The organism is Burkholderia sp. AU38729 (assembly GCF_020419725.1).
Lineage (GTDB): Bacteria > Pseudomonadota > Gammaproteobacteria > Burkholderiales > Burkholderiaceae > Burkholderia.
The window spans coordinates 331521-357815 of record NZ_JAIZQO010000009.1 but is presented as its reverse complement, the minus strand read 5'-3'; the positions used below and the strand labels follow the sequence as shown (position 1 = coordinate 357815).

At 68.9% G+C, this 26295-nt stretch carries 23 protein-coding genes and 1 tRNA gene; 16 read left to right on the top strand and 8 right to left on the bottom strand.

From position 1 onward, the window contains the following. Positions 1 to 16: 16 nt before the first annotated feature. Complete coding sequence (locus LGM56_RS24770) at positions 17 to 997, top strand: acetyltransferase (protein ID WP_226207028.1); 981 nt, start codon at positions 17 to 19, stop codon at positions 995 to 997. A gap of 63 nt (positions 998 to 1060) precedes the next feature. On the opposite strand, the gene LGM56_RS24765 is transcribed toward LGM56_RS24770, so the two are convergent. Together LGM56_RS24765 and LGM56_RS24760 are read right to left on the bottom strand one after the other, a co-directional pair. Then, a complete protein-coding gene (locus LGM56_RS24765) occupies positions 1061 to 1513 on the bottom strand; it encodes a nuclear transport factor 2 family protein (protein WP_089495194.1) in 453 nt (150 codons plus the stop codon). A gap of 13 nt (positions 1514 to 1526) precedes the next feature. Further along, complete coding sequence (locus LGM56_RS24760) at positions 1527 to 2006, bottom strand: SRPBCC domain-containing protein (protein WP_226207027.1); 480 nt, start codon at positions 2004 to 2006, stop codon at positions 1527 to 1529. A gap of 356 nt (positions 2007 to 2362) precedes the next feature. On the opposite strand from LGM56_RS24760, the gene LGM56_RS24755 reads away from it, so the two are divergent. Beyond that, positions 2363 to 3841 carry a cryptochrome/photolyase family protein gene (locus LGM56_RS24755; protein WP_226207026.1) on the top strand — a complete coding sequence of 493 codons (1479 nt, stop codon included), beginning with the start codon at positions 2363 to 2365 and terminating at the stop codon, positions 3839 to 3841. Between the two features lie 22 nt (positions 3842 to 3863). On the opposite strand, the gene LGM56_RS36835 is transcribed toward LGM56_RS24755, so the two are convergent. From LGM56_RS36835 to LGM56_RS24745, 3 genes are all read right to left on the bottom strand, one after another. Continuing rightward, on the bottom strand, positions 3864 to 3986 hold the full coding sequence (locus LGM56_RS36835) for a hypothetical protein (RefSeq protein ID WP_256989978.1): 123 nt from the start codon (positions 3984 to 3986) through the stop codon (positions 3864 to 3866). Further along, positions 3977 to 5203: an MFS transporter gene (locus LGM56_RS24750; RefSeq protein WP_226207025.1), complete on the bottom strand. Its 1227-nt coding sequence runs from the start codon at positions 5201 to 5203 to the stop codon at positions 3977 to 3979. Before LGM56_RS24750 ends, LGM56_RS36835 begins: the two co-directional genes overlap by 10 nt. 188 nt (positions 5204 to 5391) lie before the next feature. Then, a complete protein-coding gene (locus LGM56_RS24745; protein WP_226207024.1) occupies positions 5392 to 6333 on the bottom strand; it encodes a LysR substrate-binding domain-containing protein in 942 nt (313 codons plus the stop codon). 187 nt (positions 6334 to 6520) lie between these two features. Between LGM56_RS24745 and LGM56_RS24740 the strand changes: the two genes are divergently transcribed. Together LGM56_RS24740 and LGM56_RS24735 are read left to right on the top strand one after the other, a co-directional pair. After that, positions 6521 to 7561, top strand: coding sequence for an alpha/beta fold hydrolase (locus LGM56_RS24740; protein WP_226207023.1), 1041 nt, complete (start codon positions 6521 to 6523; stop codon positions 7559 to 7561). A gap of 141 nt (positions 7562 to 7702) precedes the next feature. Continuing rightward, positions 7703 to 8458, top strand: a complete 756-nt coding sequence (locus tag LGM56_RS24735) for a 4'-phosphopantetheinyl transferase family protein (RefSeq protein WP_226207022.1) — start codon at positions 7703 to 7705, stop codon at positions 8456 to 8458. Between the two features lie 21 nt (positions 8459 to 8479). On the opposite strand, the gene LGM56_RS24730 is transcribed toward LGM56_RS24735, so the two are convergent. Beyond that, positions 8480 to 9400 (bottom strand): glutamate/aspartate ABC transporter substrate-binding protein, encoded by a 921-nt coding sequence (locus LGM56_RS24730; protein ID WP_226207021.1) that lies wholly within the window; start codon positions 9398 to 9400, stop codon positions 8480 to 8482. Between the two features lie 213 nt (positions 9401 to 9613). On the opposite strand from LGM56_RS24730, the gene hutH reads away from it, so the two are divergent. The 10 genes from hutH (at position 9614) to LGM56_RS24680 (ending at position 21984) form a co-directional block, all read left to right on the top strand. Next, on the top strand, positions 9614 to 11137 hold the full coding sequence (gene hutH, locus LGM56_RS24725) for a histidine ammonia-lyase (protein ID WP_226207020.1): 1524 nt from the start codon (positions 9614 to 9616) through the stop codon (positions 11135 to 11137). A gap of 4 nt (positions 11138 to 11141) precedes the next feature. Next, the gene (gene hutC, locus LGM56_RS24720) at positions 11142 to 11837 is read left to right on the top strand and encodes a histidine utilization repressor (protein ID WP_039369341.1); all 696 of its coding nucleotides are present in this window, start codon (positions 11142 to 11144) and stop codon (positions 11835 to 11837) included. Positions 11838 to 11876: 39 nt separating this feature from the next. Continuing rightward, positions 11877 to 13565: a urocanate hydratase gene (gene hutU, locus LGM56_RS24715; RefSeq protein WP_089425798.1), complete on the top strand. Its 1689-nt coding sequence runs from the start codon at positions 11877 to 11879 to the stop codon at positions 13563 to 13565. A gap of 2 nt (positions 13566 to 13567) precedes the next feature. Further along, positions 13568 to 14179, top strand: coding sequence for a HutD family protein (locus LGM56_RS24710; protein WP_226207019.1), 612 nt, complete (start codon positions 13568 to 13570; stop codon positions 14177 to 14179). Between the two features lie 4 nt (positions 14180 to 14183). Then, positions 14184 to 15407 (top strand): imidazolonepropionase, encoded by a 1224-nt coding sequence (hutI, locus tag LGM56_RS24705; protein WP_089495183.1) that lies wholly within the window; start codon positions 14184 to 14186, stop codon positions 15405 to 15407. A gap of 4 nt (positions 15408 to 15411) precedes the next feature. Continuing rightward, complete coding sequence (locus LGM56_RS24700; protein ID WP_226207018.1) at positions 15412 to 16788, top strand: formimidoylglutamate deiminase; 1377 nt, start codon at positions 15412 to 15414, stop codon at positions 16786 to 16788. A 59-nt stretch (positions 16789 to 16847) separates the two neighbouring features. After that, complete coding sequence (gene hutG, locus LGM56_RS24695) at positions 16848 to 17645, top strand: N-formylglutamate deformylase (protein WP_226207017.1); 798 nt, start codon at positions 16848 to 16850, stop codon at positions 17643 to 17645. A gap of 759 nt (positions 17646 to 18404) precedes the next feature. Continuing rightward, on the top strand, positions 18405 to 19211 hold the full coding sequence (locus tag LGM56_RS24690; protein WP_226207016.1) for a gamma-glutamyl-gamma-aminobutyrate hydrolase family protein: 807 nt from the start codon (positions 18405 to 18407) through the stop codon (positions 19209 to 19211). Between the two features lie 12 nt (positions 19212 to 19223). Further along, complete coding sequence (locus tag LGM56_RS24685; protein ID WP_089431274.1) at positions 19224 to 20561, top strand: glutamine synthetase family protein; 1338 nt, start codon at positions 19224 to 19226, stop codon at positions 20559 to 20561. Between the two features lie 28 nt (positions 20562 to 20589). Beyond that, positions 20590 to 21984: an aspartate aminotransferase family protein gene (locus LGM56_RS24680; protein WP_089495179.1), complete on the top strand. Its 1395-nt coding sequence runs from the start codon at positions 20590 to 20592 to the stop codon at positions 21982 to 21984. Between the two features lie 95 nt (positions 21985 to 22079). Here LGM56_RS24680 and LGM56_RS24675 read toward each other — a convergent pair. Further along, positions 22080 to 22154 (bottom strand) — tRNA-Val (locus LGM56_RS24675). A gap of 98 nt (positions 22155 to 22252) precedes the next feature. Beyond that, complete coding sequence (locus LGM56_RS24670) at positions 22253 to 23155, bottom strand: LysR family transcriptional regulator (RefSeq protein WP_226207015.1); 903 nt, start codon at positions 23153 to 23155, stop codon at positions 22253 to 22255. Between the two features lie 173 nt (positions 23156 to 23328). Here LGM56_RS24670 and LGM56_RS24665 point away from each other — a divergent pair, with 173 nt between their 5' ends. Both LGM56_RS24665 and LGM56_RS24660 read left to right on the top strand, forming a co-directional pair. Beyond that, positions 23329 to 25080: an acyl-CoA dehydrogenase family protein gene (locus tag LGM56_RS24665; protein WP_226207014.1), complete on the top strand. Its 1752-nt coding sequence runs from the start codon at positions 23329 to 23331 to the stop codon at positions 25078 to 25080. Continuing rightward, positions 25077 to 26273 carry a CaiB/BaiF CoA transferase family protein gene (locus tag LGM56_RS24660; RefSeq protein ID WP_226207013.1) on the top strand — a complete coding sequence of 399 codons (1197 nt, stop codon included), beginning with the start codon at positions 25077 to 25079 and terminating at the stop codon, positions 26271 to 26273. Before LGM56_RS24665 ends, LGM56_RS24660 begins: the two co-directional genes overlap by 4 nt. Positions 26274 to 26295 lie beyond the last annotated feature (22 nt).

Genomic DNA, 26295 nt, shown 5'->3' with positions numbered 1-26295 from the left:
GATGGAGCAAAGGATCATGCAGGACAACCACGACACACGACACTTCTTTGCATTCAACGGCGACGCGGACGGGCTGTGCGCGCTTCAGCAACTTCGGCTCGCGGAGAGCGTGCACGGCACGCTCGTGACCGGCGTGAAACGCGACATCAAGCTGCTCGAGCGGATCGACGCGCGGGCGGGCGACATCGTCACCGTGCTCGACGTGTCGCACGACCAGAATCGCGACGCGTGCGTGCGGCTGCTGCGCGACGGCGCGACGGTCCGCTATTTCGACCATCACTTCGCGGGCGAACTGCCCGACGATCCGCGCTTCGACGCGCATATCGACACGGCGGCCGACGTCTGCACGAGCGCGATCGTGAACCGCTATCTCGACGGCCGGCACGTGCGCTGGGCGATCGTCGCGGCGTTCGGCGACGAGTTGCCGGCGCTCGGCTACGCGCTGGCGAGTGAGCACGGGATCGACGAGGCGCAACGCGACACGCTCGCCGAACTTGGGCTCTACCTGAACTACAACGCGTACGGCGAGTGTGTCGGCGATCTGCATTTCGACCCGGCCGCGCTCGCCGATGCGATGCTGCCGTGCGTCGACCCGCTCGATTTCGTGCGCGAGACAACCGTGTTCGCCGCGCTGCGCGACGGCTACCGCGACGACATGGCGCGTGCGTGCGCGCTCGCGCCGCTGCGCGAGGTGCCCGGTGCGACGCTGGTCCGGATGCCTGATCATCCGTGGGCGCGGCGAGCGACCGGCATGCTCGCGAACGAGCGGATGCGCAGTGCGCCGCATGCGGCGCTCGCGGTGCTGTCGCCACGTGCGGACGGCGGGCTCGTCGTCAGCGTGCGCGTGCCCGATGGCCGACCGCTCGGCGCCGACGAGTTCTGTCGCGGCTTTCCGACCGGCGGCGGGCGCAAGCGCGCGGGCGGGATCAACCATCTGCCGGAAACCGAGTTCGACGCATTCGCCGAGCGATTCGAGGCCGCGTTCAGGCTCGATTGACGCAGCGGGCTGCGACGGTGCGTGCGCCGTGCACCTGCGCACGACGCGCGCATCGCGAATGGATCAACCGGTCGCGCCCGCGAGCACGGTCGGCACGTTGTGACCGTAGCAGCGTTCCTCGACGCGTTCGGCGATGCGCCAACCTTGCACAGTGCGCGCGAAACGGTCGACGTACCAGAGCCCGAGAAACATCACCTGCGTGCCGCCGTCCGCCAGCGCGACTTCCATCGGATTGAAGCAGATCGTGCGGCCGCGTGCGGTATCGCCGTCGAGCCGGATCGACAGGTTGCCGACCATGTGCTGGTACTGCGGAAACTGCGGCAACACGGTGCGCAGCCAGGCCTTCACCTCCGGATAGCGGCCGGCGATGCCGCCCATCGCGCGATAGTCGATTGCAGCATCAGGGGTGAACACCGCGTCGAGCGCGTCGAAGTCGCGCGTATCGATCGCGCTCGAATACGCGACGATCAGCTCGCGGATGTCGTGATGGTCGGACAGCGTTTGCAGATCGGGCATCGGCGGCTCCCGGTCACGCGCCGTTGCGCCGGCGTGCCGCGTGGAGCGCTTCGGCACGCTGCTTCACGTCGCGCGCGCACTGGTCGAAACCCTGTTTCACCCAAGCGCCGTGGTGCTGCATGATCGTGTCCGCGTTGACGCCGAGGAACTGGTCGGTCGTGAAATAGCGGCAGCGCTCCGTGCCGATCGCGTCGATGTACTGGTCGCGGCGCGCGGCGTCCTTGTTGTCGTCGGTCGGGCGTTGCTCCCACGACAGCAGGCGTTCGGGTTCGTACGCGACGAGGATCTCGTTGACGGGAATCACGGTCTCCGTGCCCGGGATGCGCACCTGCATGTGCACGAAATCGCCGAGCCTGCCGGTCGTTTCGAAGCCGACGCAGAACGTGTTCCATTCGCCGTAGCGCGGGAAGTCGGTCAGCACTTCCCAGACGACGGAAGCCGGTGCGTCGATGTCGACGGTGATCGAGGTGACGAGATTCGAGGGTTTGGTCATGGCGATGTATCGGATCGGATGAAACCGCGCCGACCCGGGTGGCGGGACGCGTCGCGGCGGTCGGAAGGAGCCGCGCCGGCATCGGTCGGCGCGCGTGACGGGTGTGGCTCGGGACGTGCGGGGCGTTTTCGCCGGCACGTGCCGCGCAGCGCACCCGACATCGAGCGTAGGTCGGCACACGCGGCGAAGAATCGTCGGAATGGACTAAGGCGTTTCACCGGGGCGGCAGGGTGGTGCGATCGCCGCGACGGTCGGCGGCATGGGCGCGCCGGCGCATCATGCACGCAGAACGTCGACACCACGCAGCGCAGCCGCGACAATACGGGTCTCTTTCCGCTTTCGTCATCGAGGTGCCTGTGTCCGCCAAGTCGTCCGTTGCTCCCGCGATCGTCTGGTTCCGCGACGATCTACGCGTGACCGACCAGCCCGCGCTGACGCGCGCGGTGGAATCGGGCCGGCCGCTCATTTGCGTATTCGTCGACGACACGAGCGACGGCGCCGGGCGCGCGCTCGGTGGTGCAGCGCGCTGGTGGCTGCACGGGTCGCTGGCCGGGCTCGATGCGGCGCTCGCGCGTCATGGCGGGCGCCTACTGCTGTTGCGCGGCGACGCGCCGCGCGAGATCGAGCGCATCGTGCACGACACGGGGGCGCAAGCCGTGTACTGGAACCGTCGCTACGCGCAACCGCAGCGCGACGCCGATGCGGCGCTGAAGGCGTCGCTCAAGGCGCGCGGCGTCACGGTCGAGAGCAGCAACGGCAGCCTGCTGAACGAGCCCTGGGAGGTGCTGACGGGCGGCGGCACCCCGTATCAGGTGTTCACTGCGTACTGGCGGGCGGCGCGACGGGATCGCACGGTCGCCGCGCCGCTGCCGGAACCCGAGCGGATCGCGTTTCATCCGTGGCCGAAAGCCGTGCGTGACCGCGCGCTGGCGCTCGACGCGCTTGCGTTGCGGCCGCATTCGCCCGATTGGGCCGGCGGCCTGCGCGATGCGTGGCCCATGCCCGACGAAGCCGGCGCGCACGCGCAGCTCGACGCGTTCCTGACGACATCGCTCGCCGGCTATGCGGACGCGCGCGATCTGCCCGACCGTCCCGCGACGAGCCGGCTGTCGCCGTTCCTGCGCTTTGGCAACGTGTCGCCGCGACAGGTGTGGCACGCGGTGCAGGGCGCCGCGAGCGCAGGCGGCGCGGCGGTGGCCGCGGACGCCGACAAATTCCTCAGCGAACTCGGCTGGCGCGAGTTCAGCTACACGCTGCTGTATCACTTCCCGGCGCTCGCGACCGACAACTTCCGTGCGCAGTTCGACGCGATGCCGTGGCGTGACGATCCCGCCGCGCTGCGCGCATGGCAGCGCGGGCTGACCGGCTATCCGCTCGTCGATGCGGGCCTGCGCGAACTGTGGACGACCGGCTGGATGCACAACCGCGTGCGAATGGTCGTCGCGTCGTTCCTGATCAAGCATCTGCTGATCGACTGGCGCGCGGGCGAAGCATGGTTCTGGGACACGCTGGTCGACGCCGATCCCGCGAACAACGCGGCGAGCTGGCAGTGGGTGGCCGGGTGCGGTGCCGACGCCGCGCCGTATTTCCGCATCTTCAATCCGGTCGCGCAGGGGCAGAAGTTCGATCCGGACGGCGCGTACGTGCGGCGCTGGGTGCCCGAGCTTGCCGGTCTCGACAACGCCTCGATCCACGCGCCGTGGGAAGCGTCGCCGCTGGAGCTCGATGCTGCCGGTGTGCGGCTCGGTGTCGACTATCCGGCGCCGCTCGTCGAGCATGCGGCCGCGCGCGCCCGCGCGCTCGATGCGCTGGCGGCATTGCCGAAGCGCCGCTGACCGCACGCTCCGGATGGCCGCATCAATTGCAGAACGCGACGTGTTCGAGCAGCGCGTACGCGACGCCCGAGCTGAAATAAGCCGCGCCGCACCACGCGACGAAGGCGAGCGCGCCGGCGGCCAGCGCCGCGCGGATCATGCCCATGCCGCGTTGCCCGATGCCGGGCGCGCGACGCGCGCGTCGTTGATCGGCAGATGCAGCAACGCCGCGAGCACGCCGAGCGCGATCGAGCCGATCCACAGCGGCATGTATGAGTGCGTCGCGTCGTACACCACCGCGCCGAGCCAGACGCCGAAGAAGCTGCCGAGCTGGTGTCCGAAGAACACGAAGCCGAACAGCGTCGCGATGTAGCGCACGCCGAACACCTGCGAGATCACGCCGTTCGTCAGCGGCACGGTGCCGAGCCACGTGAACCCCATCACGGCCGCGAACACGTAGACGCTCGCGGGCGACAGGGGTGCCGCGACGAACGCGGCCATCGTGAGCGCACGCACGAGGTACAGCACCGACAGCACGTACTTGCGCCGCAGCAGCCCGCCGAGATGGCCGCACGCATAGGTGCCGGCCACGTTGGTGAGCGCGATCAGCGCAAGCGCGACGCTCGCGTGGCGTGCCGGCAGCCCGTGGTCGAGCAGGTACGCGGGAAGATGCGTCGCGACGAACGCGAGCTGGAAGCCGCATGCGAAGAAACCTGCGTTCAGCAGCCAGAAGCCGCGATGCGCGAACGCCTCGCGCACGGCTTCGCCGATCGACTGGTCGGGGCCGCCGGCGGCAGCCTGCGCGGGGCGGTCGCGTAGCAGCAGGGCGAGCGGGGCAAGCAGCGCCGCGACGAGCGCCAGCGCGACGAACGCGTGCCGCCAGCCGATGCCGCCGATCAGCGTCTGCGCGACGGGCACCATGCAGAACTGGCCGAGCCCGCCGATCGCGCCCGCAACGCCGAGCGCCCAGCCGCGCCGGTCCGGCGGAAACAGGCGGCTCAGCGCGCCATAGATCGACGCGAACGCCGAGCCCGACAGCGCGATGCCGATCACGAGCCCGGCGCCGACCGTGAACATGCCGGTCGTCGCCGTGTGCGCCATCGTGACGAGCCCGGCCGCATACAGCAGCATCCCGGCGACGATCACGCGCAGCGAGCCGAAGCGATCGGCGACCATCCCCGTGAACGGCTGCGCGACGCCCCAGATCAGGTTCTGCAGCGCGAGGGCGAGCCCGAATGCTTCGCGCGACCAGCCGTGGTCGAGCGACACCGGCGCGAGGAACAGGCCCTGCACATGGCGGATGCCGAGCGCGGCGCCCATGATCAGGCCGCCGGCCAGGACGGGCAGCCAGCGGCGGCGGACTTCCTGCTCGATCGGGGTCATGCGTGTCTCCGGATGAAGGCGCGCGGCAAGACGGCCGCGCTCGATCCGATTAGACGATCGGGCCCGTCGTCGCTCAAGCGATCATTCGGTCAGGTTGGCATGCTTGGCAGGAATGCGATGCGGAGCACGCGGGGGAGGAGCGGGCGTGCCCGGCAGCGGTCGGGTCGATACGCAAAGGTCGCGCCGGCTTACGCCGACGCCGTGCCGTGCGCACGCATCGCGACATCGCAATCGGCCGCTTCGGCGAGCATCCAGTCGCGCACGTCGGCGACTTCGCGGCGCGGGGCCGGATCGTGCTGGAACAGCCAGTAGCCGTACGCATCCGACAGCGCCTGCGTGTGCGGCCCGAGCACCGCGAGCCGCCCGTCCGCGAGCATCGGCGCGACGAGCGCGAGCCGGCCGAGCGCGACGCCCTGGCCCGCGATCGCCGCCTGGATCACCTGGTCGTACTGGTTGAAGCGCAGCACGCCTTTCGGGCGCGCGTCGCCGAGCCCGGCCGCGTGCAGGTGCGCGCGCCACTGCAATTGCGGCTGCGGCGGCCCGTCGAATTCGAGCAGCACGTGGTCGGCGATCGCGGCCGCGTTCGTGACGGGCCGCGCGGCGAGCGCCGGATGCGCGACCGGCACGACGATCTCGTCGAACAGGCGCAGCGCGCCGGCCGGCGCGCGCTCGCGCGGACAGTAGCGGATCCCGAGGTCGATGCCTTCGGCGCGCAAATCGAGTACCTTGTCGTTCGCGGCCACGCGCAGGTCGATCTCCGGCAGGCGCGCCTGCAGCCGCCCGAGCCGCGGCAGCAGCCACAGTGCGGTGACGCCGATGCTGGCGGTGATCGTGACGGGCTGGCGCTCGCGCGTGGCCGCGAGCGAGGCGACGGTGTCCTGCAGCCCGTGCAGTGCCGCATCCGCGACGCGAAACAGCCGCTCGCCTTCCGGCGTGAACGCGATCTTCCGGTAGCCGCGCTGCAGCAATGCGACGCCGAGATGCGCTTCGAGCGCGTGTACCTGGCGGCTGACCGCCGATTGCGTGACGCACAGGTCCTGCGCGGCGAGCGTGATGCTCATGCGGCGGCCGACGGCGACGAAACCGCGGACGAGGTCGAGCGACGGGAGGCGGACGAGCGGCGTTGACATGCGCGTGACTCATGCGAACGGAGCAGCAAGATTGGTTGAGAACGCGGGGCGCGTCAAGTTCAATGGAGGCTGGCGCGAGCGGTGAAGGATGGGGCGGGCGACGCCCCGGCCGGCTGCGAAGCATGGACGTGGGCAGGCACTGACGCGCTCACCCGGACGGACCGCGAAGCATGGGACTGGAGACACGATGACGATTTCGAACGAAGGCCGCGAAATGACGCAGGGCACCCGCGCGGCGGACGCATTGCCGCCCGAGCCGGTGACGCTGCGCGCGGCCGACGGTTATGCATTGCGCGGTCATGTATGGCGCCATCGCGGCGGCAGTGTCGTGCGGCCGGTGACGGTCATCAATTGCGCGACGTCGGTGCGTTGCGACTACTACTTTCGTTTCGCGGCCTGGCTGTTCGCCCAGGGGCGCGACGTGCTCGTCTACGACTATCGCGGCATCGGCGGGTCGCGCCCGGCGCGGCTCGCGAAGCTGCGCGCGAACTGGCTCGACTGGGGGCGGCTCGATTGCGAAGCCGCGCTGCACTACGCACGCGACGCGTTTCCGGGCCAGCCGATCGACGTCGTCGCGCACAGCATCGGCGGGTTCGCGCTCGGGCTCGCCGCATCGAACGTCCACGTGCGGCATGCGGTGACGGTCGGCGCGCAGTATGCGTACTGGCGCGATTACCTGCCGGCTGAACGGCGGCGCATGTGGTGGAAGTGGCACGTCGCGATGCCGGTGCTCGCGGCCGTGTTCGGCTATGTGCCCGCGAAGCGGCTCGGCTGGATGGAGGACACGCCGCGCGGCGTCGCGTTGTCGTGGGTGCGCGCGCAGGCGCGCTTCGAGGAAGGCTATACGAGCGGCCCGCTCGCCGAACCCGCCGCGAGCCGCGCCGCACTGCCCGCCCGCTTCGCGGGGCTGTCGGCGCCGATGCTCGCGATTGGCCTCGACGACGACGGGTTCGGCACGGTCGCGGCGATCGAGCGGCTGGTCGGCTACTACACGGGCAGCGACGTCACGCATCTGCGGATCGCGCCTGCCGACATCGGCGTCGACGCGATCGGCCATTTCGCGTTTTTCCACAGCCGCTTCACCGAAACGCTGTGGCCGCTCGCGCTCTACTGGCTGCAGCACGGCGCGCTGCCGGCCGATGCGCCGGGCAACGTGCATGCGATTCACCCGGCATCGCGCGGGCGTGGGCCCGGCAGCGGCATGCCGGGCGTTGCCGCGAACGGGTGATAGGGCGGCCTCGTCATGCTTGACGCATGCCGAGAGGACAAGCGCCGGCGCTCAGCATCGACGCCGGCGGGCCGCAGTGGTTCGCCATATCGCCTGATCGATTAACATCGGACGTTTCCTTCCACAGGCCGCCGCACGTCGATGCTCGTCCCGCCCGATTCCGTTTCCCCGTCTGAAAGCCCCAGCGCCTGGCGCATGCAGCGGCTCGACGCGCCGCCCGCCGCGGCCCGCGCCGGCGTGCGGATCGCGCGCGTCGATTTCGACTGGCGCGTGCCGCTTGCGTCGCCCGCGTATGCGGCACTGAGCGACGGCGAGCGCGCGCGGGCCGCACGCTTCATGCGGCATGAGGATGCGGTGCGCAGCGCCGCGACGCGTGCCGCGCTGCGCGACGTGCTCGGCACGGCCCTCGGCATCGCGCCGCACGCGGTGGCGATCGTCGTCGACGCATCGGGTCGGCCGTCGCTGGACGGCGCGCATCGCGCATCGCTCGACTTCAACGTGTCGCATGCGGGCGCCCATGCGTTGATTGCGTGGGCTCCTGCGGGGCGCGTCGGCGTCGATATCGAGTGCTGCAACCGCGCGACCGACTGGCGTGCGCTGACGCGCGAAGTGTGCGCGCCCGCCGAAGCCGCCTATCTCGACAGCCTGCCGCCGGCCGAGCGCGCCGGCGCATTCATGCGCGTCTGGAGTGCGAAGGAGGCGCTGCTCAAGGCGCTCGGCACGGGCATCGTCGGCGGGCTGGGCGCGTTCGCGGTCATGCCGCCGCGCGATGGCGCGACCCCCGCGACGACGATCGTCGAGCCGGCCGCGCCCGCCGCCGGCGTCGCGGCGTTCGATGCGGCGTGGCTCGACGCGGCGCCCGGCTATGCGGCATGCGTCGCGTGGACGCGTGCGTGAGCCGCGCTCAGCGCGCGGCGCTCATTCGAGCGGCGCGTCGTTCGGCGCCGCATAGCGCGCCTTGATCACGTCGCTCATCGCGAAGTCGAACGACAGCCCCTTCGGCGGCACCGGCTTCATGAACCACTTGTCGTACAGCGCGTCGATCTCGCCGCGCTTCATCAATTGCACCAGCACGCCGTCGACGAGCGCCTTGAACGGCGGATCGTCCTTGCGCAGCATGAACCCGTAGGCTTCCGACGATTGCGGCGTGCCGACGATCTGCCAGTCGGCCGGCTTCGCGGCGAGCTGGCGCACGCCCGCGAGCAGCACGTCGTCCATCATGTACGCGGTCGCGCGGCCCGATTCGAGCGTGAGGCGTCCTTCGCCGTAATCCTTCGCGCTGATGATCCGCATGTTCATCTTCTTGTCCTCGTTCATCTTGCGCAGCAGGCGTTCGGACGTCGTGCCCTGGTTCGTCACGACCGTCTTGCCGGCGAGATCGGGGAAGTCGCGGATGCCCGACGTCGTGCGCGTGAGCAGGCGCGTCGTCGCGACGAAGAAGGTGGTCGAGAACGCGACCTGCGCGTGACGCGCGGCGAGGTTCGTGGTGACGCCGCATTCGAGATCGACGGTGCCGTTCTGCACGAGCGGGATGCGGTTCTGCGACGTGACCGGAATGAAGCGCACCTGCAGGTCGGGCTTGCCGGTGCGCGCCTTCACCGCGGCGATCACGCGGTCGCACAGGTCCTGCGAGAAGCCGATGACCTTGCCGTTCGCGTCGGCGTAGGAAAACGGCACCGACGTTTCGCGGTGGCCGATCGAGATCAGGTTGCTCTGCCGGATCTTCTCGAGCGTGCCGGAGAGCGGCTCCGCGGCGAGCGACGCGCCGCACGCGAGTGCGCACGCGGCGAACAGCAGGGGGCGGCCGAACCGGATGGCGAGTCGTGACGGGAAGGACATGGCGGTCTCCGTGGCGAATGATGAACCGTATGTTGCCAAAGACAAAATAATTGCAACAACTGTTAAGAGCCGGATCACACGGGCTGAAGGGGCGGGCCGCGCCGGGCATCAGGGAAACTCCCGAGTCGAAATCGGTGAAAAACGGGTTGTCTAGACAAGTTGGCGTGGCTACACTTCAATCCATTCCGAACTTGTCTAGACAGGATTGCTCACATGATTACGTTGACCCCCGGCCATCTGACCCTCCCGCAACTGCGCCAGATCGCACGCGAATCCGTGCAGCTCGCGCTCGACCCGGCCAGCTTCGCGAAGATCGACGCGGGCGCGAAGGCCGTCGCCGACATCGCCGCGAAGGGCGAGCCGGCCTACGGCATCAACACGGGCTTCGGCCGCCTGGCCAGCACGCACATCCCGCACGACCAGCTCGAACTGCTGCAGAAGAACCTCGTGCTGTCGCACGCAGTCGGCGTGGGCGAGCCGATGGCACGCTCGTCGGTGCGCCTGCTGATGGCGCTGAAGCTGTCGAGCCTCGGCCGCGGCCACTCGGGCATCCGTCGCGAAGTGATGGACGCGCTGATCAAGCTGTTCAACGCGGACGTGCTGCCGCTGATCCCGGTGAAGGGCTCGGTCGGCGCATCGGGCGACCTCGCGCCGCTCGCGCACATGTCGGCCGTGCTGCTGGGCGTCGGCGAAGTGTTCATCCGCGGCGAGCGTGCAAGCGCGATCGATGGTCTGCGCGTCGCGGGCCTCGCACCGCTGACGCTGCAGGCGAAGGAAGGCCTGGCGCTGCTGAACGGCACGCAGGCATCGACCGCGCTGGCGCTCGACAACATGTTCGCGATCGAAGACCTGTACCGCACCGCGCTCGTCGCGGGTGCGCTGTCGGTCGACGCGGCTGCCGGCTCGGTGAAGCCGTTCGACGCACGCATTCATGAGCTGCGCGGCCACCAAGGCCAGATCGATGCGGCCGCATCGTATCGCGACCTGCTCGAAGGCTCGCCGATCAACCAGTCGCACCGCGACTGCGACAAGGTGCAGGACCCGTACAGCCTGCGCTGCCAGCCGCAGGTGATGGGCGCGTGCCTGGACCAGATGCGCCATGCGGCCGACGTGCTGCTGGTCGAAGCGAACGCCGTGTCGGACAACCCGCTGATCTTCCCGGATACCGGCGAAGTGCTGTCGGGCGGCAACTTCCACGCGGAACCCGTCGCGTTCGCGGCCGACAACCTCGCGCTCGCCGCAGCGGAAATCGGCGCACTGGCCGAACGCCGCATCGCGCTGCTGATCGACGCGACGCTGTCGGGCCTGCCCCCGTTCCTCGTGCGGGACGGCGGCGTGAACTCGGGTTTCATGATCGCGCACGTGACGGCGGCCGCCCTCGCGTCGGAAAACAAGACGCTCGCGCACCCGGCGTCGGTCGACTCGCTGCCGACCTCGGCGAACCAGGAAGACCACGTGTCGATGGCGACGTTCGCCGCGCGCAAGCTCGCCGACATCGCGGACAACACGAAGCACATCCTCGCGATCGAACTGCTGGCCGCCGCGCAAGGCGTCGACCTGCGCGCGCCGTATCACACGAGCCCGAAGCTGGCGCCGGTGATGGAAACGATCCGCAGCAAGGTCGCGCACTACGAGCTCGACCACTACTTCGCACCGGACATCGCCGTGATCGCCAAGCTGGTCGGCGAGCGCGCGTTCGCGAAGGTCGCGCCGTTCTCGTTCGCGTCGGAACAGTAAGCCCATGAGCGCGCCGGTCTACCAGGAGATCAAGGATTTCATCCTGGCCCGCATCCACGCAGGCGAGTGGGAGGAGGGCGATCAGGTGCCGTCCGAGAACGAGCTGGCGCGCGAATTCAAGGTGGCGCGCATGACCGTCAACCGCGCGCTGCGCGAGTTGACTGCCGAGCAGGTGCTCACGCGCATGAAGGGGGCGGGCACCTACGTCGCGCGGCCGAAGTACGAGTCGACGCTGGTGGCGATCCGCAGCATCTCGGAGGAAGTCGGTGCGCGCGGGCACGCGTATCACGCGAGCGTGCTCGGCCTCGACACGATCCGCGCCGACGAGGCGCTCGCCGACGAGATGCAGGTCGCCGTGCGCACGAAGCTGTTTCATTCGCAGGTGCTGCACTTCGAGAACGACGAGCCCGTGCAGCTCGAAGAACGATGGGTGAATCCGGCGGTCGCGCCGGATTACGCCGAGCAGGATTTCACGAACACGACGCCGAACCTGTACCTGATGCGCGCGGCTCCGCTGCAGCGCGTCGAGTACCGGATCGAAGCGGCGGCCCCGGCGCCGGAGCGGCGCGAGCAGCTGCGGATGGACGACGTCGAGCCGTGTCTGGTTTTACATCGACGCACCTGGTCGCAGGGCGTCGTCGCCTCGGTGGCGAATCTGTGGCATCCCGGCAGCCGTTATCGCTTCACCGGGCATTTCTGATTCCTATTTGATAGTCATTTTCCTTCGGGAGCAGTCGTCATGAACCATCCGAAACACATCGATCCCCGTCTCGATCCGACGCGCACGATCCGCGCGCCGCGCGGCAGCGAGAAAGTCTGCAAGACCTGGCTGGCCGAAGCGGCCTACCGGATGATCCAGAACAACCTCGACCCGGAAGTCGCCGAGCATCCGCATGCGCTCGTGGTGTACGGCGGCATCGGCCGCGCGGCACGCAACTGGGAATGCTACGACCAGATCCTCGCATCGCTGAAGGATCTGGAAGAGAACGAGACGCTGCTGATCCAGTCGGGCAAGCCGGTCGGTGTGTTCCGCACGCACAAGGATGCGCCGCGCGTGCTGCTCGCGAACTCGAACCTCGTGCCGCACTGGGCGAACTGGGATCACTTCCACGAGCTCGACCGCAAGGGCCTGATGATGTACGGCCAGATGACGGCCGGCAGCTGGATCTACATCGGCAGCCAGGGCATCGTTCAGGGTACCTATGAAACGTTCTTCTCGGTCGCGAACCAGCACTTCAACGGCGATCCGTCGGGCCGCTGGATCCTGACGGGCGGCCTGGGCGGCATGGGCGGCGCGCAGCCGCTGGCCGCGACGATGGCCGGCTTCTCGATGATCGCGGTCGAATGCGACGAGACCCGCATCGATTTCCGCCTGAAGACGCGCTACGTCGACAAGAAGGCGACGACGCTCGACGAGGCGCTCGGCATGATCGAGGAAGCGAAGCGCACCGGCAAGCCGGTGTCGATCGGCCTGCTCGGCAACGCGGCCGACGTGTTCGCCGAACTCGTCACGCGCGGCATCACGCCGGACTGCGTGACCGACCAGACGAGCGCGCACGACCCGATCAACGGCTACCTGCCGCAAGGCTGGACCGTCGCGCAATGGCGCGAAGCGCAGAAGGTCGATCCGCAGAGCATCGTGAAGGTCGCGAAGCAGTCGATGGCCGTCCAGGTGCGCGCGATGCTGGCGCTGCAGGAACGCGGCGCGGCGACGCTCGACTACGGCAACAACATCCGCCAGATGGCGCTGGAAATGGGTGTCGAGAACGCGTTCGACTTCCCGGGCTTCGTGCCGGCCTACATCCGCCCGCTGTTCTGCGAAGGCAAGGGCCCGTTCCGCTGGGTCGCGCTGTCGGGCGATCCGGAAGACATCTACAAGACCGACCAGAAGGTGAAGGAGCTGATCCCCGACGATCCGCACCTGCACAACTGGCTCGACATGGCGCGTGAGCGCATTGCGTTCCAGGGCCTGCCGGCACGGATCTGCTGGGTCGGCGTGAAGGATCGCTATCGCCTCGGCCAGGCGTTCAACGAGATGGTCAAGAACGGCGAGCTGAAGGCCCCGATCGTCATCGGCCGCGACCACCTCGACACCGGCTCGGTCGCCAGCCCGAACCGCGAGACGGAATCGATGAAGGACGGTTCGGACGCCGTGAGCGACTGGCCGCTGCTGAACGCCCTGCTGAACACCGCAGGCGGCGCATCGTGGGTGTCGCTGCACCATGGCGGCGGCGTGGGCATGGGCTTCTCGCAGCACTCGGGCGTCGTGATCGTCGCCGACGGTACCGCCGAAGCGCACGAGCGCCTCGGCCGCGTGCTGCTGAACGACCCGGCGACGGGCGTGATGCGCCATGCGGATGCCGGCTACGAACTCGCGCAGCAGACGGCCCGCGAAGCCGGCCTGAAGCTGCCGATGCTCGGCCGCTGAGCATGACGGCGCTCCACCCGGCGCCGGCGATTGCGACGATGATCCGCGCAGCGGATCTCGTCGCGTCGCCATGGAAGAACGGCGGCGGCGTGACGCGCGAGATCGGCGCGTTTCCGCCGGGCGCCGCGCTCGACGCGTTCGCGTGGCGCGTGAGCGTCGCCGACGTCGGCACGGCCGGGCCGTTCTCGCGTTTCGACGGGATCGACCGCACGCTGGTGCTGCTGTCCGGCGCGGGCATGACGCTCGCGGAGGCCGGCGGCGCCCGCCACGTGCTCGACGCACCGCTGGCCCGCGCGGATTTTGCGGGGGAAGCGGCGATCGACGCCACGCTGCACGACGGCACGACGCGCGACTTCAACCTGATGACGCGCCGTTCGGCCGCGCGCGGCGCGCTCGACGTATGGCGCGCGGGCGCGCACCGCATCGAGCATGCCGATACCGTGCTGCTGTATTGCGCGGCCGGCGCAGCCGCGGTCGAAATCGACGGCACACGCTACACCCTGGAAGAAATGGACACGCTGCGGCTCGACGGGCCGCGGCGTGCGTTTGACGTCGTCGTGAGCGGTAGCGGCGCGTTGCTCGCCGTGTCGCTCGCCATCGGCGAACGAGACTGAACGCATGAAACCGACTGTCTGGCATCACCTGAGGCTGTGTCCGCACGGCCATCCTGACGAGACGATCGACGACGCGGCGATCGCCGTCGACGAAACCGGCACGATCGTCTGGCTCGGCGCGATGTCCGCGCTGCCGCACGGTTACGCCCACTGGCAGCGCGAGGATCTGCACGGCGCGTGGGTGACGCCGGGCCTCGTCGACTGCCATACGCACCTCGTGTACGGCGGCACGCGTGCCGACGAATTCGCGCAGCGCCTCGCGGGCGTGAGCTACGAGGAAATCGCGCGGCAGGGCGGCGGGATCGTGTCGACGGTGCGCGCGACGCGCGCGGCCGACGAGACGGCGCTGTTCGTGCAGGCTGCAGCCCGCCTGCAGCCGCTGCTCGCCGAAGGCGTGACCGCGATCGAGATCAAGTCGGGCTACGGGCTCGACCTCGCGAGCGAACGCAAGATGCTGCGCGTTGCTCGCCAGCTCGGCGAACGCTTTCCGGTCAGCGTCTACACGACCTTCCTCGGCGCGCACGCGCTGCCGCCCGAATATGCGGGCCGTGCGGATGCGTACATCGACGAAGTGTGCGACCGGATGCTGCCGGCGCTGGCCGACGAAGGGCTCGTCGACGCGGTCGACGTGTTCTGCGAACGCATCGGCTTTTCGCTCGCGCAGACCGAGCGCGTGTTCGAGGCCGCGACGCGGCGCGGGCTGCCCGTGAAGCTGCATGCGGAGCAGCTGTCGAATGCGGGCGGCACGGCGCTGGCCGCGCGTTATCGCGCACTGTCCGCCGATCACCTCGAATTTCTCGACGAAGCCGGCATCGAGGCGATGAAGGCAGCCGGCACGGTTGCCGTGCTGCTGCCCGGCGCGTACTACTTCATCCGCGAGACGCAACTGCCGCCGATCGAGCTGCTGCGCAAGCACGGCGTGCCGATCGCGCTCGCGACCGATCACAACCCCGGCACGTCGCCGCTCGAATCGCTGCTGCTGACGTTGAACATGGGCTGCACGCTGTTCCGCATGACGGTGCCCGAAGTGCTGCAGGGCGTCACGCGCCATGCGGCCGCGGCGCTCGGCCGCGCGGATCGCCACGGCGCGCTCGAGGTCGGGCGCCAGGCCGACTTCGCCGCGTGGTCGGTCGGCTCGCTGGCGGAGCTCGCCTACTGGATCGGCCGGCCGCTGTGCGAGCAGGTCGTACGCGGCGGCACGACCGTGTTTCGCCGGATGAATGGATAGCCTCATGACCGACACCACGTTGTTCGCAGACCATGCGTACCTGCCCGATGGCTGGCGCCGTAACGTCCTGCTGCGCTGGGACGCGGCCGGCACGCTGACCGGCGTGACGCCCGACACCGACGCACCCGCGGGCGTCGCACGCGCGGCGGGGCCGGTGCTGCCCGGCATGCCGAACCTGCACTCGCACGCGTTCCAGCGCGCGATGGCGGGGCTCACCGAATATCGCGCGAATCCGTCCGACAGCTTCTGGAGCTGGCGCGACCTGATGTACCGCTTCGCGCTGAAGATCACGCCCGACGCGCTCGCCGCGATCGCGCGCTGGCTGTATGTCGAGATGCTCAAGTGCGGCTACACGTCGGTGTGCGAATTCCACTACGTGCATCACACGCAGGACGGCTCGCGCTATCCGCAGATCGCCGAGCTCGGCACGCGCGTGATCGACGCCGCGCGCGCGGCCGGCATCGGCATCACGATGCTGCCGGTGTCGTACCAGTTCACCGGTTTCGGCGACAAGCCGCCGCGTGACGACCAGCGCCGCTTCATCAATACGCCCGACGGCCTGCTCGAACTGCTCGACGCGATGCGCCGCGTGGCGCCGGAGCACGGCGGGCTGCGCTACGGCGTTGCACCGCACTCGCTGCGGGCGGTATCCGAGAACGGCTTGCGCGTGCTGCTCGCAGGGCTGCCCGACGATGCCCCCGTGCATATCCATATCGCCGAGCAGACGGCCGAAGTCGACGACTGCGTGCGTGCGTACGGCGCGCGCCCCGTGCAATGGCTGCTCGATCGCTTCGACGTCGATGCGCGCTGGTGTCTCGTGCACGCGACGCACGTCGACGCGGCCGAAACGGCGGCGCTCGCGAAGCGTCGCGCGGTCGCCGGCCTGTGTCTGACGACCGAAGCGAACCTCGGCGACGGCGTGTTCCCCGCTGTCGACTATCTCGCGCAGGGCGGCGTGATCGGCGTCGGCTCCGACAGCCACGCATCGGTCGACTGGCGCTCCGAGCTGCGCCTGCTCGAATACGGCCAACGGCTCGTGCACCGCGCGCGCAACGTGCTGGCGAGCGACACGCAGGCGCATGTCGCCGATCGCCTGTTCGATGCGTCGCTCGCCGGTGGCGCGCAGGCCAGCGGGCGGCGCGTCGGTGCGCTGCGTGAAGGGTGCCGCGCCGACTGGCTCGTGCTCGATCCCGATCATCCGGCGATCGCCGAACACGACAGCACGTCGTGGTTGTCGGGTATCGTGTTCGCGGAGCACGGCGACACGCCGGTGCTCGACGTCTACACGGGCGGCGAGCGCGTCGTGAGCGGCCGCCGTCATCGCGACGAAGCCGTCGCGTATGCCGACTACCGCGCCGCGCTGGCGCAACTGCTGCGCTGACGCGCGCAACCGGCGCACGCCGCAAGCGTGCGCCGGCAGACCTCCAACGGTGATGCGACATGACTGAACAACCGGCTGTATTCACGCTGAAGCAGGGCACGCTGCCGCTGCTGATCTCGATTCCGCACGCAGGCACGTACATTCCCGACGACATCGCCGCGACGATGACGGCCGACGCGCGCTTCGTCGACGATTGCGACTGGCATCTCGAACGGCTGTATGGATTCGCGGCCGACCTCGGCGCATCGATCCTCGTACCGTCGCATGCGCGTTACGTCGTCGACCTGAACCGTCCGCCCGACAACGAGAACCTGTACCCGGGGCAGGACACGACGGGGCTCGTGCCGGTCGATACGTTCGACAAGGCGCCGCTGTATCCGGCGAACGCGCTGCCCGGCAACGACGAGATCATGCGTCGCCGCGATCGCTACTGGCTGCCGTATCACGAGGCGCTGCAAGGCGAGGTCGCGCGACTGAAGCGCGAGCACGGCCGCGTGCTCGTGTGGGAAGCGCATTCGATCCGCTCGCACGTGCCGCGCTTCTTCGACGGCCGCCTGCCTGACTTCAACTTCGGCACGTCGAGCGGCGCGAGTGCCGCGCCGGGCCTGGCCGAGGCGCTGGCCGCGCGCGTGCTCGAACAGGGCGGCTATACGGCGGTCGCGAACGGGCGCTTCAAGGGCGGCTACATCACGCGTCACTACGGCGTGCCCGCTACCGGCGTCGAGGCCGTGCAGCTCGAGCTCTCGCAGATCACCTACATGGAAGAGACGCGTCCTTACGCGTATGACGAAGCACGTGCGGCGCGGATCGTGCCGCTATTGCAGACGCTCGTCGAAACCGCGCTCGCGCATCGTTGAACGCGGGCCGCACGGATGCGGCAGCGCGGCGGAACAGGTGCGTCACGGCCCGCCGGCGCACAGCATGCCGCACCGATGCAGTGCACAACACGGCATCGATCCACGGGATCGATGCCGTTTTTTTTCGTAGGGCTTTCGTCTGTTCGATGACGTCATCGGCACCTGAAAATTTGACGCAATTTTTAGGTGATATAAGCTGAATGTCAGGAAGTCGTCACGCGCGCACCGGCGGCGGGGCCATCGATCGTGGCCGCACCGCGCCGGAATGTGCGGCGAGACACCTTGCCGACGTGTCGCCGCGCGGCATTGCCGCATGCGCTTGATCGCGACACGTGTCCTGCCTTCATCCGTCAGTCGAGTACGATCGTGAAAGCCGCCAGCCCTTCGATACGCCGGACGCGAAGTCCGTCGGCGGGCGCGCCGCCTCAGGCCGGGCCGTCCCGGCATGCTGATCGCGGCACGTGTGCCGCCTTTTTACGCGAGCCTCGTTTCTTCGCCCTTTCCCATCGCGGCCTGCGCCGCTTCAATCTCGTGTCCGCGCATGTGTTCAGCGCGGTGCAGTGCGACGGCAGCGCATCGTTGTTGCCCTAGCGTCGTTTTCCGTTTCCGTTCCGGGTCGCACCGCCTGTTGCCGCATCGTCCGCGCGGCAGGATCGCGCATGGACATGCGCCGCGTCATGGTGCGCGCGTGCGGCGCCGGCGCGAACCTTCAACGTCCCGCGTGCGAACGAGTCGCGCGCGATTACCGGAGAGCCGCCCATGCATGCGCGCCCGATCGTAGCCGTCACCGCCGACCGCATCCTGCGCGGTGTGCATCCGAACCATACGGCGGGGGAGAAGTACCTGGCCGCGCTCGTCGACGGCGCCGGTGCGCTTGCGTTCGTGCTGCCCGCGCTCGGCGCGCGCCAGCCGGCCGACGCGATCGTCGCGGCAGTCGACGGGTTGCTGTTCACCGGCAGCTATTCGAACGTCGAGCCGCATCATTACGGCGGCGCCGCGAGCGCGCCCGACACGCTGCATGACCCCGCGCGCGATGCGACCGCGCTGCCGCTGATCCGTGCGGCGATCGACGCGGGCGTGCCCGTGCTGGCGATCTGTCGCGGCATGCAGGAGCTGAACGTCGCTTACGGCGGCACGTTGCATCAGCGGCTGCACGCGACGACCGGCTTCGACGATCACCGCGAGCGGCCCGCCGATCCGCTCGAACGGCAGTACGGCCCGGCGCACGTCGTGCGGTTCGCGCCGGGCGGCCTGCTGCAGCGGGTCGCGCGCGGCGCGCACGAAGCGACGGTCAATTCGCTGCACGACCAGGGCATCGCGCAACTCGGCGCGGGGCTCGTCGTCGAAGCCAGTGCGCCCGACGGACTGGTCGAGGCCGTCAGCGTGCGCGGCGCGCGCGCGTTCGCGCTCGGCGTGCAGTGGCATCCCGAATGGCGCTACGCGGAGCAGCCGCTGTCGCGCGACATCTTCGCGGCATTCGGCGCGGCGTGCCGCGCGCGCATGACGCATCGCATTCATGCGGCCGGCGGCGCGATGCCGTCGCCGGCCGCATCCGACGTCGACTGATAGAGGCCGATCATGCAACCCGAACTGAGCGAATTCCTGCGACAGCACCGCATCACCGAGGTCGAGGCGATCATTCCCGACATGGCCGGCATTGCGCGCGGCAAGATCATTCCGCGCAACAAGTTCGAATCCGGCGAATCGATGCGCCTGCCGCAGGCCGTGATGGTGCAGACCGTCACCGGCGACTATCCGGAGGACGGGACGCTCACCGGCGTGACCGACCCCGACATGGTGTGCGTGCCCGATCCGTCGACGATCTGCCTGATTCCGTGGGCCGTCGACCCGACCGCGCAAGTGATCCACGACTGCGTGCACTTCGACGGCTCGCCGGTCGAGATCTCGCCGCGCTATGTGCTGCGACGCGTGCTCGACCTGTACAAGGCGAAGGGCTGGCAGCCGGTCGTTGCACCCGAGCTCGAGTTCTATCTCGTCGACATGAACGCCGATCCCGACTTGCCGCTGCGTCCGCCCGTCGGCCGCACCGGGCGTGCGGAGACCGGCCGGCAGTCGTATTCGATCGAGGCCGTGAACGAGTTCGATTCGCTGTTCGAGGACATCTACGAATACTGCGAGATGCAGGGGCTCGATATCGAGACGCTGATTCACGAGGTCGGTGCCGCGCAGATGGAAATCAACTTCGTGCATGGCGATGCGCTGTCGCTTGCCGACCAGGTGTTCCTGTTCAAGCGCACCGTGCGCGAGGCGGCGCTGCGTCACAACATGTACGCGACCTTCATGGCCAAGCCGATGCAGGACGAGCCGGGCTCGGCGATGCACATCCACCAGAGCCTGGCCGACGCGCGCACGGGGCGCAACCTGTTCTCCAACGAGGACGGTACGGTGTCGCCGATGTTCCACAGCTATCTCGCGGGGCTGCAGAAGTACACGCCCGCACTGATGCCGATCTTCGCGCCGTACATCAACTCGTATCGCCGCCTGTCGCGCTTCATGGCCGCGCCGATCAACGTGCAGTGGGGCTACGACAACCGCACGGTCGGTTTCCGCATTCCGCAGTCAGGCGCGTCGGCGCGCCGCATCGAGAACCGGATCCCCGGCGTCGACTGCAATCCGTACCTCGCGTTCGCCGCGACGCTCGCAGCCGGCTATCTCGGCTTGACCCAGCAGCTCGCGCCGACCGAGCCGATCGCGTCGGACGGCTACAACCTGCCGTACCAGCTGCCGCGCAATCTCGAGGAGGGCATCTCGCTGATGGCGGCCTGCACGCCGCTGGCCGGCATTCTCGGCGACAAGTTCGTGAAAGCGTACCTGGCGCTGAAGGACACCGAATACGAAGCGTTCTTCCGCGTGATCAGCTCGTGGGAGCGCAGGCATTTGCTGCTGCACGTCTGAGCGTGCGGCACGGTTTTCCGGAGGAAACATGACCGATAGAAATGACGCTGTATCGCCGCAATCGACCGCGGATTATCGTGCGCTCGACGCCGCGCACCACATCCACCCGTTCTCCGACATGGGTGCGCTGAACCGCGCCGGCAGCCGCGTGATCGTGAAGGCCGACGGCGTCTACCTGTGGGACTCGGACGGCAACAAGGTGATCGACGGGATGGCCGGCCTCTGGTGCGTGAACGTCGGCTACGGCCGCAAGGAACTCGCCGACGCCGCGTATCGCCAGATCCAGGAACTGCCGTTCTACAACACGTTCTTCAAGACCACGCACCCGCCGGTGATCGAGCTCTCCGCGATGCTCGCGGAAGTCACGCCTGCAGGGTTCAACCACTTCTTCTACTGCAACAGCGGCTCGGAAGGCAACGACACCGTGCTGCGCCTCGTGCACCAGTACTGGCGCGTGCAGGGTCAGCCGCAGAAGAAGTATGTGATCTCGCGCAAGAACGGCTATCACGGCTCGACGATCGCCGGCGGCACGCTCGGCGGGATGGGCTACATGCACGAGCAGATGCCGTCGAAGGTCGAGCACATCGTGCACATCGACCAGCCGTATTTCTTCGGCGAAGCAGCGGCCGGCGAAACGCCGGAAGCATTCGGCCTGGCGCGCGCGCAGCAGCTCGAAGCGAAGATCCTCGAACTCGGCGCGGAGAACGTCGCGGCGTTCATCGGCGAGCCGTTCCAGGGCGCAGGCGGCGTGATCTTCCCGCCGTCGACGTACTGGCCGGAAATCCAGCGGATCTGCCGCAAGTACGACATCCTGCTGGTGGCCGACGAAGTGATCGGCGGCTTCGGCCGCACCGGCGAATGGTTCGCACACCAACACTTCGGTTTCGAACCCGACCTCATCACGATGGCCAAGGGCCTCACGTCGGGCTACGTGCCGATGGGGGCCGTCGGCATTCACGAACGCGTGGCGCGACCGATCATCGACAACGGCGAATTCAACCACGGCCTCACGTACTCGGGCCATCCGGTGGCGGCGGCCGTCGCGGTCGCGAACCTGAAGCTGCTGCGCGACGAAGGGATCGTCGAGCGCGTGAAGAACGATATCGGGCCGTATTTCCAGCGCCGGCTGCGCGATGCGCTGGGCGACCATCCGATCGTCGGGGAGATTGCGGGAGCAGGGCTGGTCGCGGGCGTTCAGCTTGCGCGCGACCGGGAGCGGCGTGAGCGGTTCGGTGCGAACGTCGATATCGGCACGATCTGCCGTGACTTCTGCTTCAACGGCAACCTGATCATGCGTGCGACCGGCGACCGGATGCTGCTGTCGCCGCCGCTCGTGATTCGCGAAGCGGAGGTCGACGAGATCGTCGACAAGGCAAAGCGCGCGTTCGATGCAACGGCGGAGCGGGTGGCGCGCGCGGGGTAAGTAAGCCGGCGCAGCATCGCGTGCTGCGCCGAGGAGCAAGCGCGACGCCAAAACGAAAAGGCCCTGCGTCGTGAGACGCAGGGCCTTGAATTCTTTGGTGGGCGGTACTGGGATCGAACCAGTGACCCCTGCCGTGTGAAGGCAGTGCTCTACCGCTGAGCTAACCGCCCAAAGAAGCTGAAATTATGTCAGGGCTTTGAGGGTCTGTAAAGCACTTTCTGCAAATATTTTTCAGATACCCACGCATACCTGCCAACCGGCCGTGCGCTCAGCCCGCGAGCGCGGGCAGCGCGTCGATCGACGCGCGCACGTAATCCGCGAAGCGCAGCGCAACCGGCTCGATGGTGCCGCTGCGCTTCAGCGCGAGCGTGCGCGATTCGAGCGACGCATCCTTCAGCGGCCGGAACGCGAGCCGCTCGCTCTTTACCTGCTGCAGCACGCGCGGCACGAGCGCGATGCCCATCTCGAACTCGATCATCGACAGGATCGTCTGCCACAGCCGTGCCTCGTGGCGGATCAGTGGACTGAAGCCGGCATTCACGCACTGCGCGATGATCAGGTCGTGGTAGTGCGGCGCCGCTTCGCGCGGGAACAGGATGAACGGTTCCGCGGCCAGTGCGGCGAGCGCGACCTGCTTGCGCTTTGCGAGCGGATGCGCGGCCGGCAGGCAGCACACGAACGGTTCCGCATAAACGGGCGTCGATTCGACCTCGGGCGGGAAGTGGCCCCAGTGCGCGTAGCCGAGATCGATCTGGCCGCGCTGGATCGCCTGCACCTGCGCCTGCGTGTTCATTTCGCTCAGCACGACTTCGACGCCGGGATAGTCGGCCTCGAAGCGTCGCACGGCATCGGGCAGCCCGCGATACAGCATCGAATGAACGAAGCCGATCCGCAGCCGGCCCGCGAGCCCCGACGCGGAGCGCACCGTCAGGCGTTCGGCCTCGGCCGCCTGCAGCAGCAGCCGGCGCGCTTCGCCGAGCAGCACCTCGCCCGCGTTGGTCAGCGCGACGGTCTTGTTGGTGCGCGAGAACAACTGCACGCCGAGCGCATCCTCGAACTTGCGGATGTCGAAACTCAGCGCCGGCTGCGAGATGAACAGGCGCTTCGCCGCGCGCCCGAAATGTAGCTCCTCGGCGACCGCCACGAAGTAGCGCAACTGCCTCAGTTCCATGGTGTCTCCTCGCGGCGTCGGCATCGATAAGCGATATCTATCGTACCGGATAAATCCTGTATTGGACGCTTATCGATCGCACGCCTACGCTCTGCGGAAGGCTTTGCACGGGACTGGCCGGGCGCCGCGGCGCCGCGCCCAGCCGACGTGCAGGTAACCCAGGAGACACACGCATGCACGACACCGCTCGCACGCCGGACACCGGCGCAGCCAATATCCCCGACAGCCGGGGCATCAATTTCTTCACCATCGATCCCGATCTCGGCGCGTTGCTGAAGCTGCATCTCGGCGAGGCCCGCTATGCCGAGCTCGAGCCGCAACTGCGCGCGCTCGGCGCACGCGTGTCGGGCGAACTCGACGAATGGGCGTCGCGCGCGGACAAGCACCCGCCCGTGCTCGAGCATCGCAACCGGCGCGGTGAGGCCGTGCAGCGGATCGACAAGGATCCCGCGTATGTCGCGCTCGAACGCGTCGCGTATGCCGAGCTCGGGCTTGCGTCGCTGAGCCACGGGGCCGAATCGGTGCCGCCGCTCGTCAAGTACGCGCTGACGTTCCTGTTCGTGCAGGCGGAATTCGGGCTGTGCTGCCCGGTCAGCATGACCGATTCGCTGACGCGCACGCTGCGCCGTTTCGGCGATCCGGCGCTCGTCGCGCGTTACATGCCGATGCTCGCGTCACGCGATTTCGACACGCTGTACCAGGGCGCGATGTTCATGACCGAACAGGCGGCGGGCTCCGACGTCGGCCGGATCGCGACGCGGGCGACGCCCGAGACCGGCGCGCACGGCGAGACCGTCTGGCGCCTGACCGGCGACAAATGGTTCTGCTCGAACGCGGATGCCGAACTCGCGATGGTGCTCGCGCGGCCCGACGGCGCGCCGGACGGCATCAAGGGCCTGGCGCTGTTCCTGCTGCCGAAGACGCTGCCGGACGGCACGCGCAACCGCTACCGGATCGTGCGCCTGAAGGACAAGCTCGGCAGCCGTTCGATGGCGAGCGGCGAGATCGCGCTCGAAGGCGCGCAGGCGTACCTGATCGGCGAGATCGGCCGCGGCTTTCACCAGATGGCCGACATGATCAACATGTCGCGGCTGTCGAACGGCGTGCGCGCGGCGGGGCTGATGCGGCGCGCGCTGAACGAGGCGCTGCACGTCGCCGCGCACCGCGAGGCCTTCGGCCGCAAGCTGATCGAGATGCCGCTGATGCAGCGCCAGTTGCTGAAGATGCTGCTGCCGGCCGAGGCCGCGCGCGCGATGTTCATGCAGATCGCGCTGCTGCTGCCGCAGGCCGATGCGGGCGACGAGCAGGCCGCGCGCTGCGTGCGGATCCTGACGCCGCTGATCAAGTTCCGCGCGTGCCGCGATGCACGGCGCGTGACGGGCGATGCGATGGAAGTGCGCGGCGGCACCGGCTACATCGAGGAGTGGAGCGACGCGCGCATCGTGCGCGATGCGCATCTCGGCTCGATCTGGGAAGGTACGAGCAACATCGTCGCGCTCGACGTCGCGCGGGCCGCGCAGCGCGAGCACGCGCTTGATGCGCTGCGCGCGTTCCTCGGCGACCGCCTCGGCGCGGCGCCGCTGCCCGATGCGAGCCGCGCGGCGCTGCGGCGCATCCTCGCGCGCGCCTGCGACGCGCTCGCGCGGGTCGCTGGCGAAGGCGACGACGCGCGCGTGCGGCAGGCCGCGTCCGCGCTGTACTACGCGAGCGCGGCCGTGCTGATGGCGTGCGAGGGCGTGCGGCTCGCGCCGGATTTCCGGCGGCTCGCGCTCGCGCATCTGGTCGTGCGCCACAAGCTGCTGCCAGTCGATCCGCTCGCGCCGGCATCGCGCGACGACGAATCGGCCGCGTACGACGCACTGCTGCGCGGCACGCCGATCGCGCTCGATACCGCGCTCGACCTGCTGCCGGAGGTCGAACGATGAGCACGACGCGTGGTGCACTGGACGGCCTGAAGGTCGTCGACCTGAGCCGCGTGCTCGGCGGCCCGTACTGCACGCAGGCGCTCGCCGACCACGGCGCGACGGTGGTCAAGATCGAGCCGCCGGACGGCGACGAGACGCGCGGCTGGGGGCCGCCGTTCCTCGGCGATACCGCGTGGTATTTCATGGGCGTGAACCGCAACAAGGAAGGGCTCGCGCTCGACCTGTCGCGCGACGAGGGGCGCGAGATCCTGTGGCGCCTGCTTGAAGAGGCCGACGTGCTCGTCGAGAACTTCAAGCCCGGCACGCTCGCGCGCTGGGGGATGGATTACGCGCGCGACCTGCAGCCGCGCTTCCCGCGCCTGATCCACTGCGCGGTGACGGGCTTCGGCGAAGGCGGCCCGCTCGGCGGGCTGCCCGGCTACGACGCGGTGATCCAGGCGATGGCGGGGCTGATGAGCGTCAACGGCGAGCGCGACGGCGACGCCACGCGCATCGGTCTGCCGATCGTCGACATGGTCACGGGCCTCAACGCGTTGGCCGGCATCCTGCTGGCGCTCGCGGAGCGCGAGAAGAGCGGGCAAGGGCAGTCGATCGACATCGCGCTGTACGACTGCGGCGTGTCGCTGCTGCATCCGCACCTGCCGAACTTCTTCGGTTCCGGGCGCGTGCCGGCGCGCAGCGGCAACGCGCATCCGAACATCGCGCCGTACGACAGCTATCGCACCGCGACCGTGCCGATCTTCCTCGCGATCGGCAACGACCGGCAATTCGCGCGGCTCGTCGCGCATCTCGGCGTGCCGGCGCTCGCCGGCGATCCGCGTTTCGTCGACAACCGCAGCCGCTGCGCACACCGTCCCGAGCTGAAGGCCGAACTGGAAGCACGGCTTGCCGAGCACGCCTGCGAGCCGCTCGCGCGCGACCTGATGGCGGCCGGCGTGCCGTGCGGGCCGGTGCGCACGGTGGCCGACGTCGCGCACGATCCGCATGCGCTGCACCGGAACCTGTTCGTCGAGATCGGTGCGTATCGCGGCACGGCGTCGCCGGTGAAGCTGTCGCGCACGCCGGCCACCTATCGTTCGCCGCCGCCCGCACTCGGCGGCGACACGCGCGCGGTGCTCGATCGCCTCGGCGTCGATCCCGCGCTCCAGCAGCAACTGCTCGATGCCGGCGTGCTGCGGGAGGCTCCCGGCTAGGCGCCCCGACTGACACGACGCC

Coding starts and splice junctions, on each gene's coding strand:
- LGM56_RS24770 (WP_226207028.1), top strand. CDS start 17: ATGCAGGACAACCACGACACACGACACTTCTTTGCATTCAACGGCGAC.
- LGM56_RS24765 (WP_089495194.1), bottom strand. CDS start 1,513: ATGCCCGATCTGCAAACGCTGTCCGACCATCACGACATCCGCGAGCTG.
- LGM56_RS24760 (WP_226207027.1), bottom strand. CDS start 2,006: ATGACCAAACCCTCGAATCTCGTCACCTCGATCACCGTCGACATCGAC.
- LGM56_RS36835 (WP_256989978.1), bottom strand. CDS start 3,986: ATGGGCATGATCCGCGCGGCGCTGGCCGCCGGCGCGCTCGCCTTCGTC.
- LGM56_RS24750 (WP_226207025.1), bottom strand. CDS start 5,203: ATGACCCCGATCGAGCAGGAAGTCCGCCGCCGCTGGCTGCCCGTCCTG.
- LGM56_RS24745 (WP_226207024.1), bottom strand. CDS start 6,333: ATGTCAACGCCGCTCGTCCGCCTCCCGTCGCTCGACCTCGTCCGCGGT.
- LGM56_RS24740 (WP_226207023.1), top strand. CDS start 6,521: ATGACGATTTCGAACGAAGGCCGCGAAATGACGCAGGGCACCCGCGCG.
- LGM56_RS24735 (WP_226207022.1), top strand. CDS start 7,703: ATGCTCGTCCCGCCCGATTCCGTTTCCCCGTCTGAAAGCCCCAGCGCC.
- LGM56_RS24730 (WP_226207021.1), bottom strand. CDS start 9,400: ATGTCCTTCCCGTCACGACTCGCCATCCGGTTCGGCCGCCCCCTGCTG.
- hutH (WP_226207020.1), top strand. CDS start 9,614: ATGATTACGTTGACCCCCGGCCATCTGACCCTCCCGCAACTGCGCCAG.
- hutC (WP_039369341.1), top strand. CDS start 11,142: ATGAGCGCGCCGGTCTACCAGGAGATCAAGGATTTCATCCTGGCCCGC.
- hutU (WP_089425798.1), top strand. CDS start 11,877: ATGAACCATCCGAAACACATCGATCCCCGTCTCGATCCGACGCGCACG.
- LGM56_RS24710 (WP_226207019.1), top strand. CDS start 13,568: ATGACGGCGCTCCACCCGGCGCCGGCGATTGCGACGATGATCCGCGCA.
- hutI (WP_089495183.1), top strand. CDS start 14,184: ATGAAACCGACTGTCTGGCATCACCTGAGGCTGTGTCCGCACGGCCAT.
- LGM56_RS24700 (WP_226207018.1), top strand. CDS start 15,412: ATGACCGACACCACGTTGTTCGCAGACCATGCGTACCTGCCCGATGGC.
- hutG (WP_226207017.1), top strand. CDS start 16,848: ATGACTGAACAACCGGCTGTATTCACGCTGAAGCAGGGCACGCTGCCG.
- LGM56_RS24690 (WP_226207016.1), top strand. CDS start 18,405: ATGCATGCGCGCCCGATCGTAGCCGTCACCGCCGACCGCATCCTGCGC.
- LGM56_RS24685 (WP_089431274.1), top strand. CDS start 19,224: ATGCAACCCGAACTGAGCGAATTCCTGCGACAGCACCGCATCACCGAG.
- LGM56_RS24680 (WP_089495179.1), top strand. CDS start 20,590: ATGACCGATAGAAATGACGCTGTATCGCCGCAATCGACCGCGGATTAT.
- LGM56_RS24670 (WP_226207015.1), bottom strand. CDS start 23,155: ATGGAACTGAGGCAGTTGCGCTACTTCGTGGCGGTCGCCGAGGAGCTA.
- LGM56_RS24665 (WP_226207014.1), top strand. CDS start 23,329: ATGCACGACACCGCTCGCACGCCGGACACCGGCGCAGCCAATATCCCC.
- LGM56_RS24660 (WP_226207013.1), top strand. CDS start 25,077: ATGAGCACGACGCGTGGTGCACTGGACGGCCTGAAGGTCGTCGACCTG.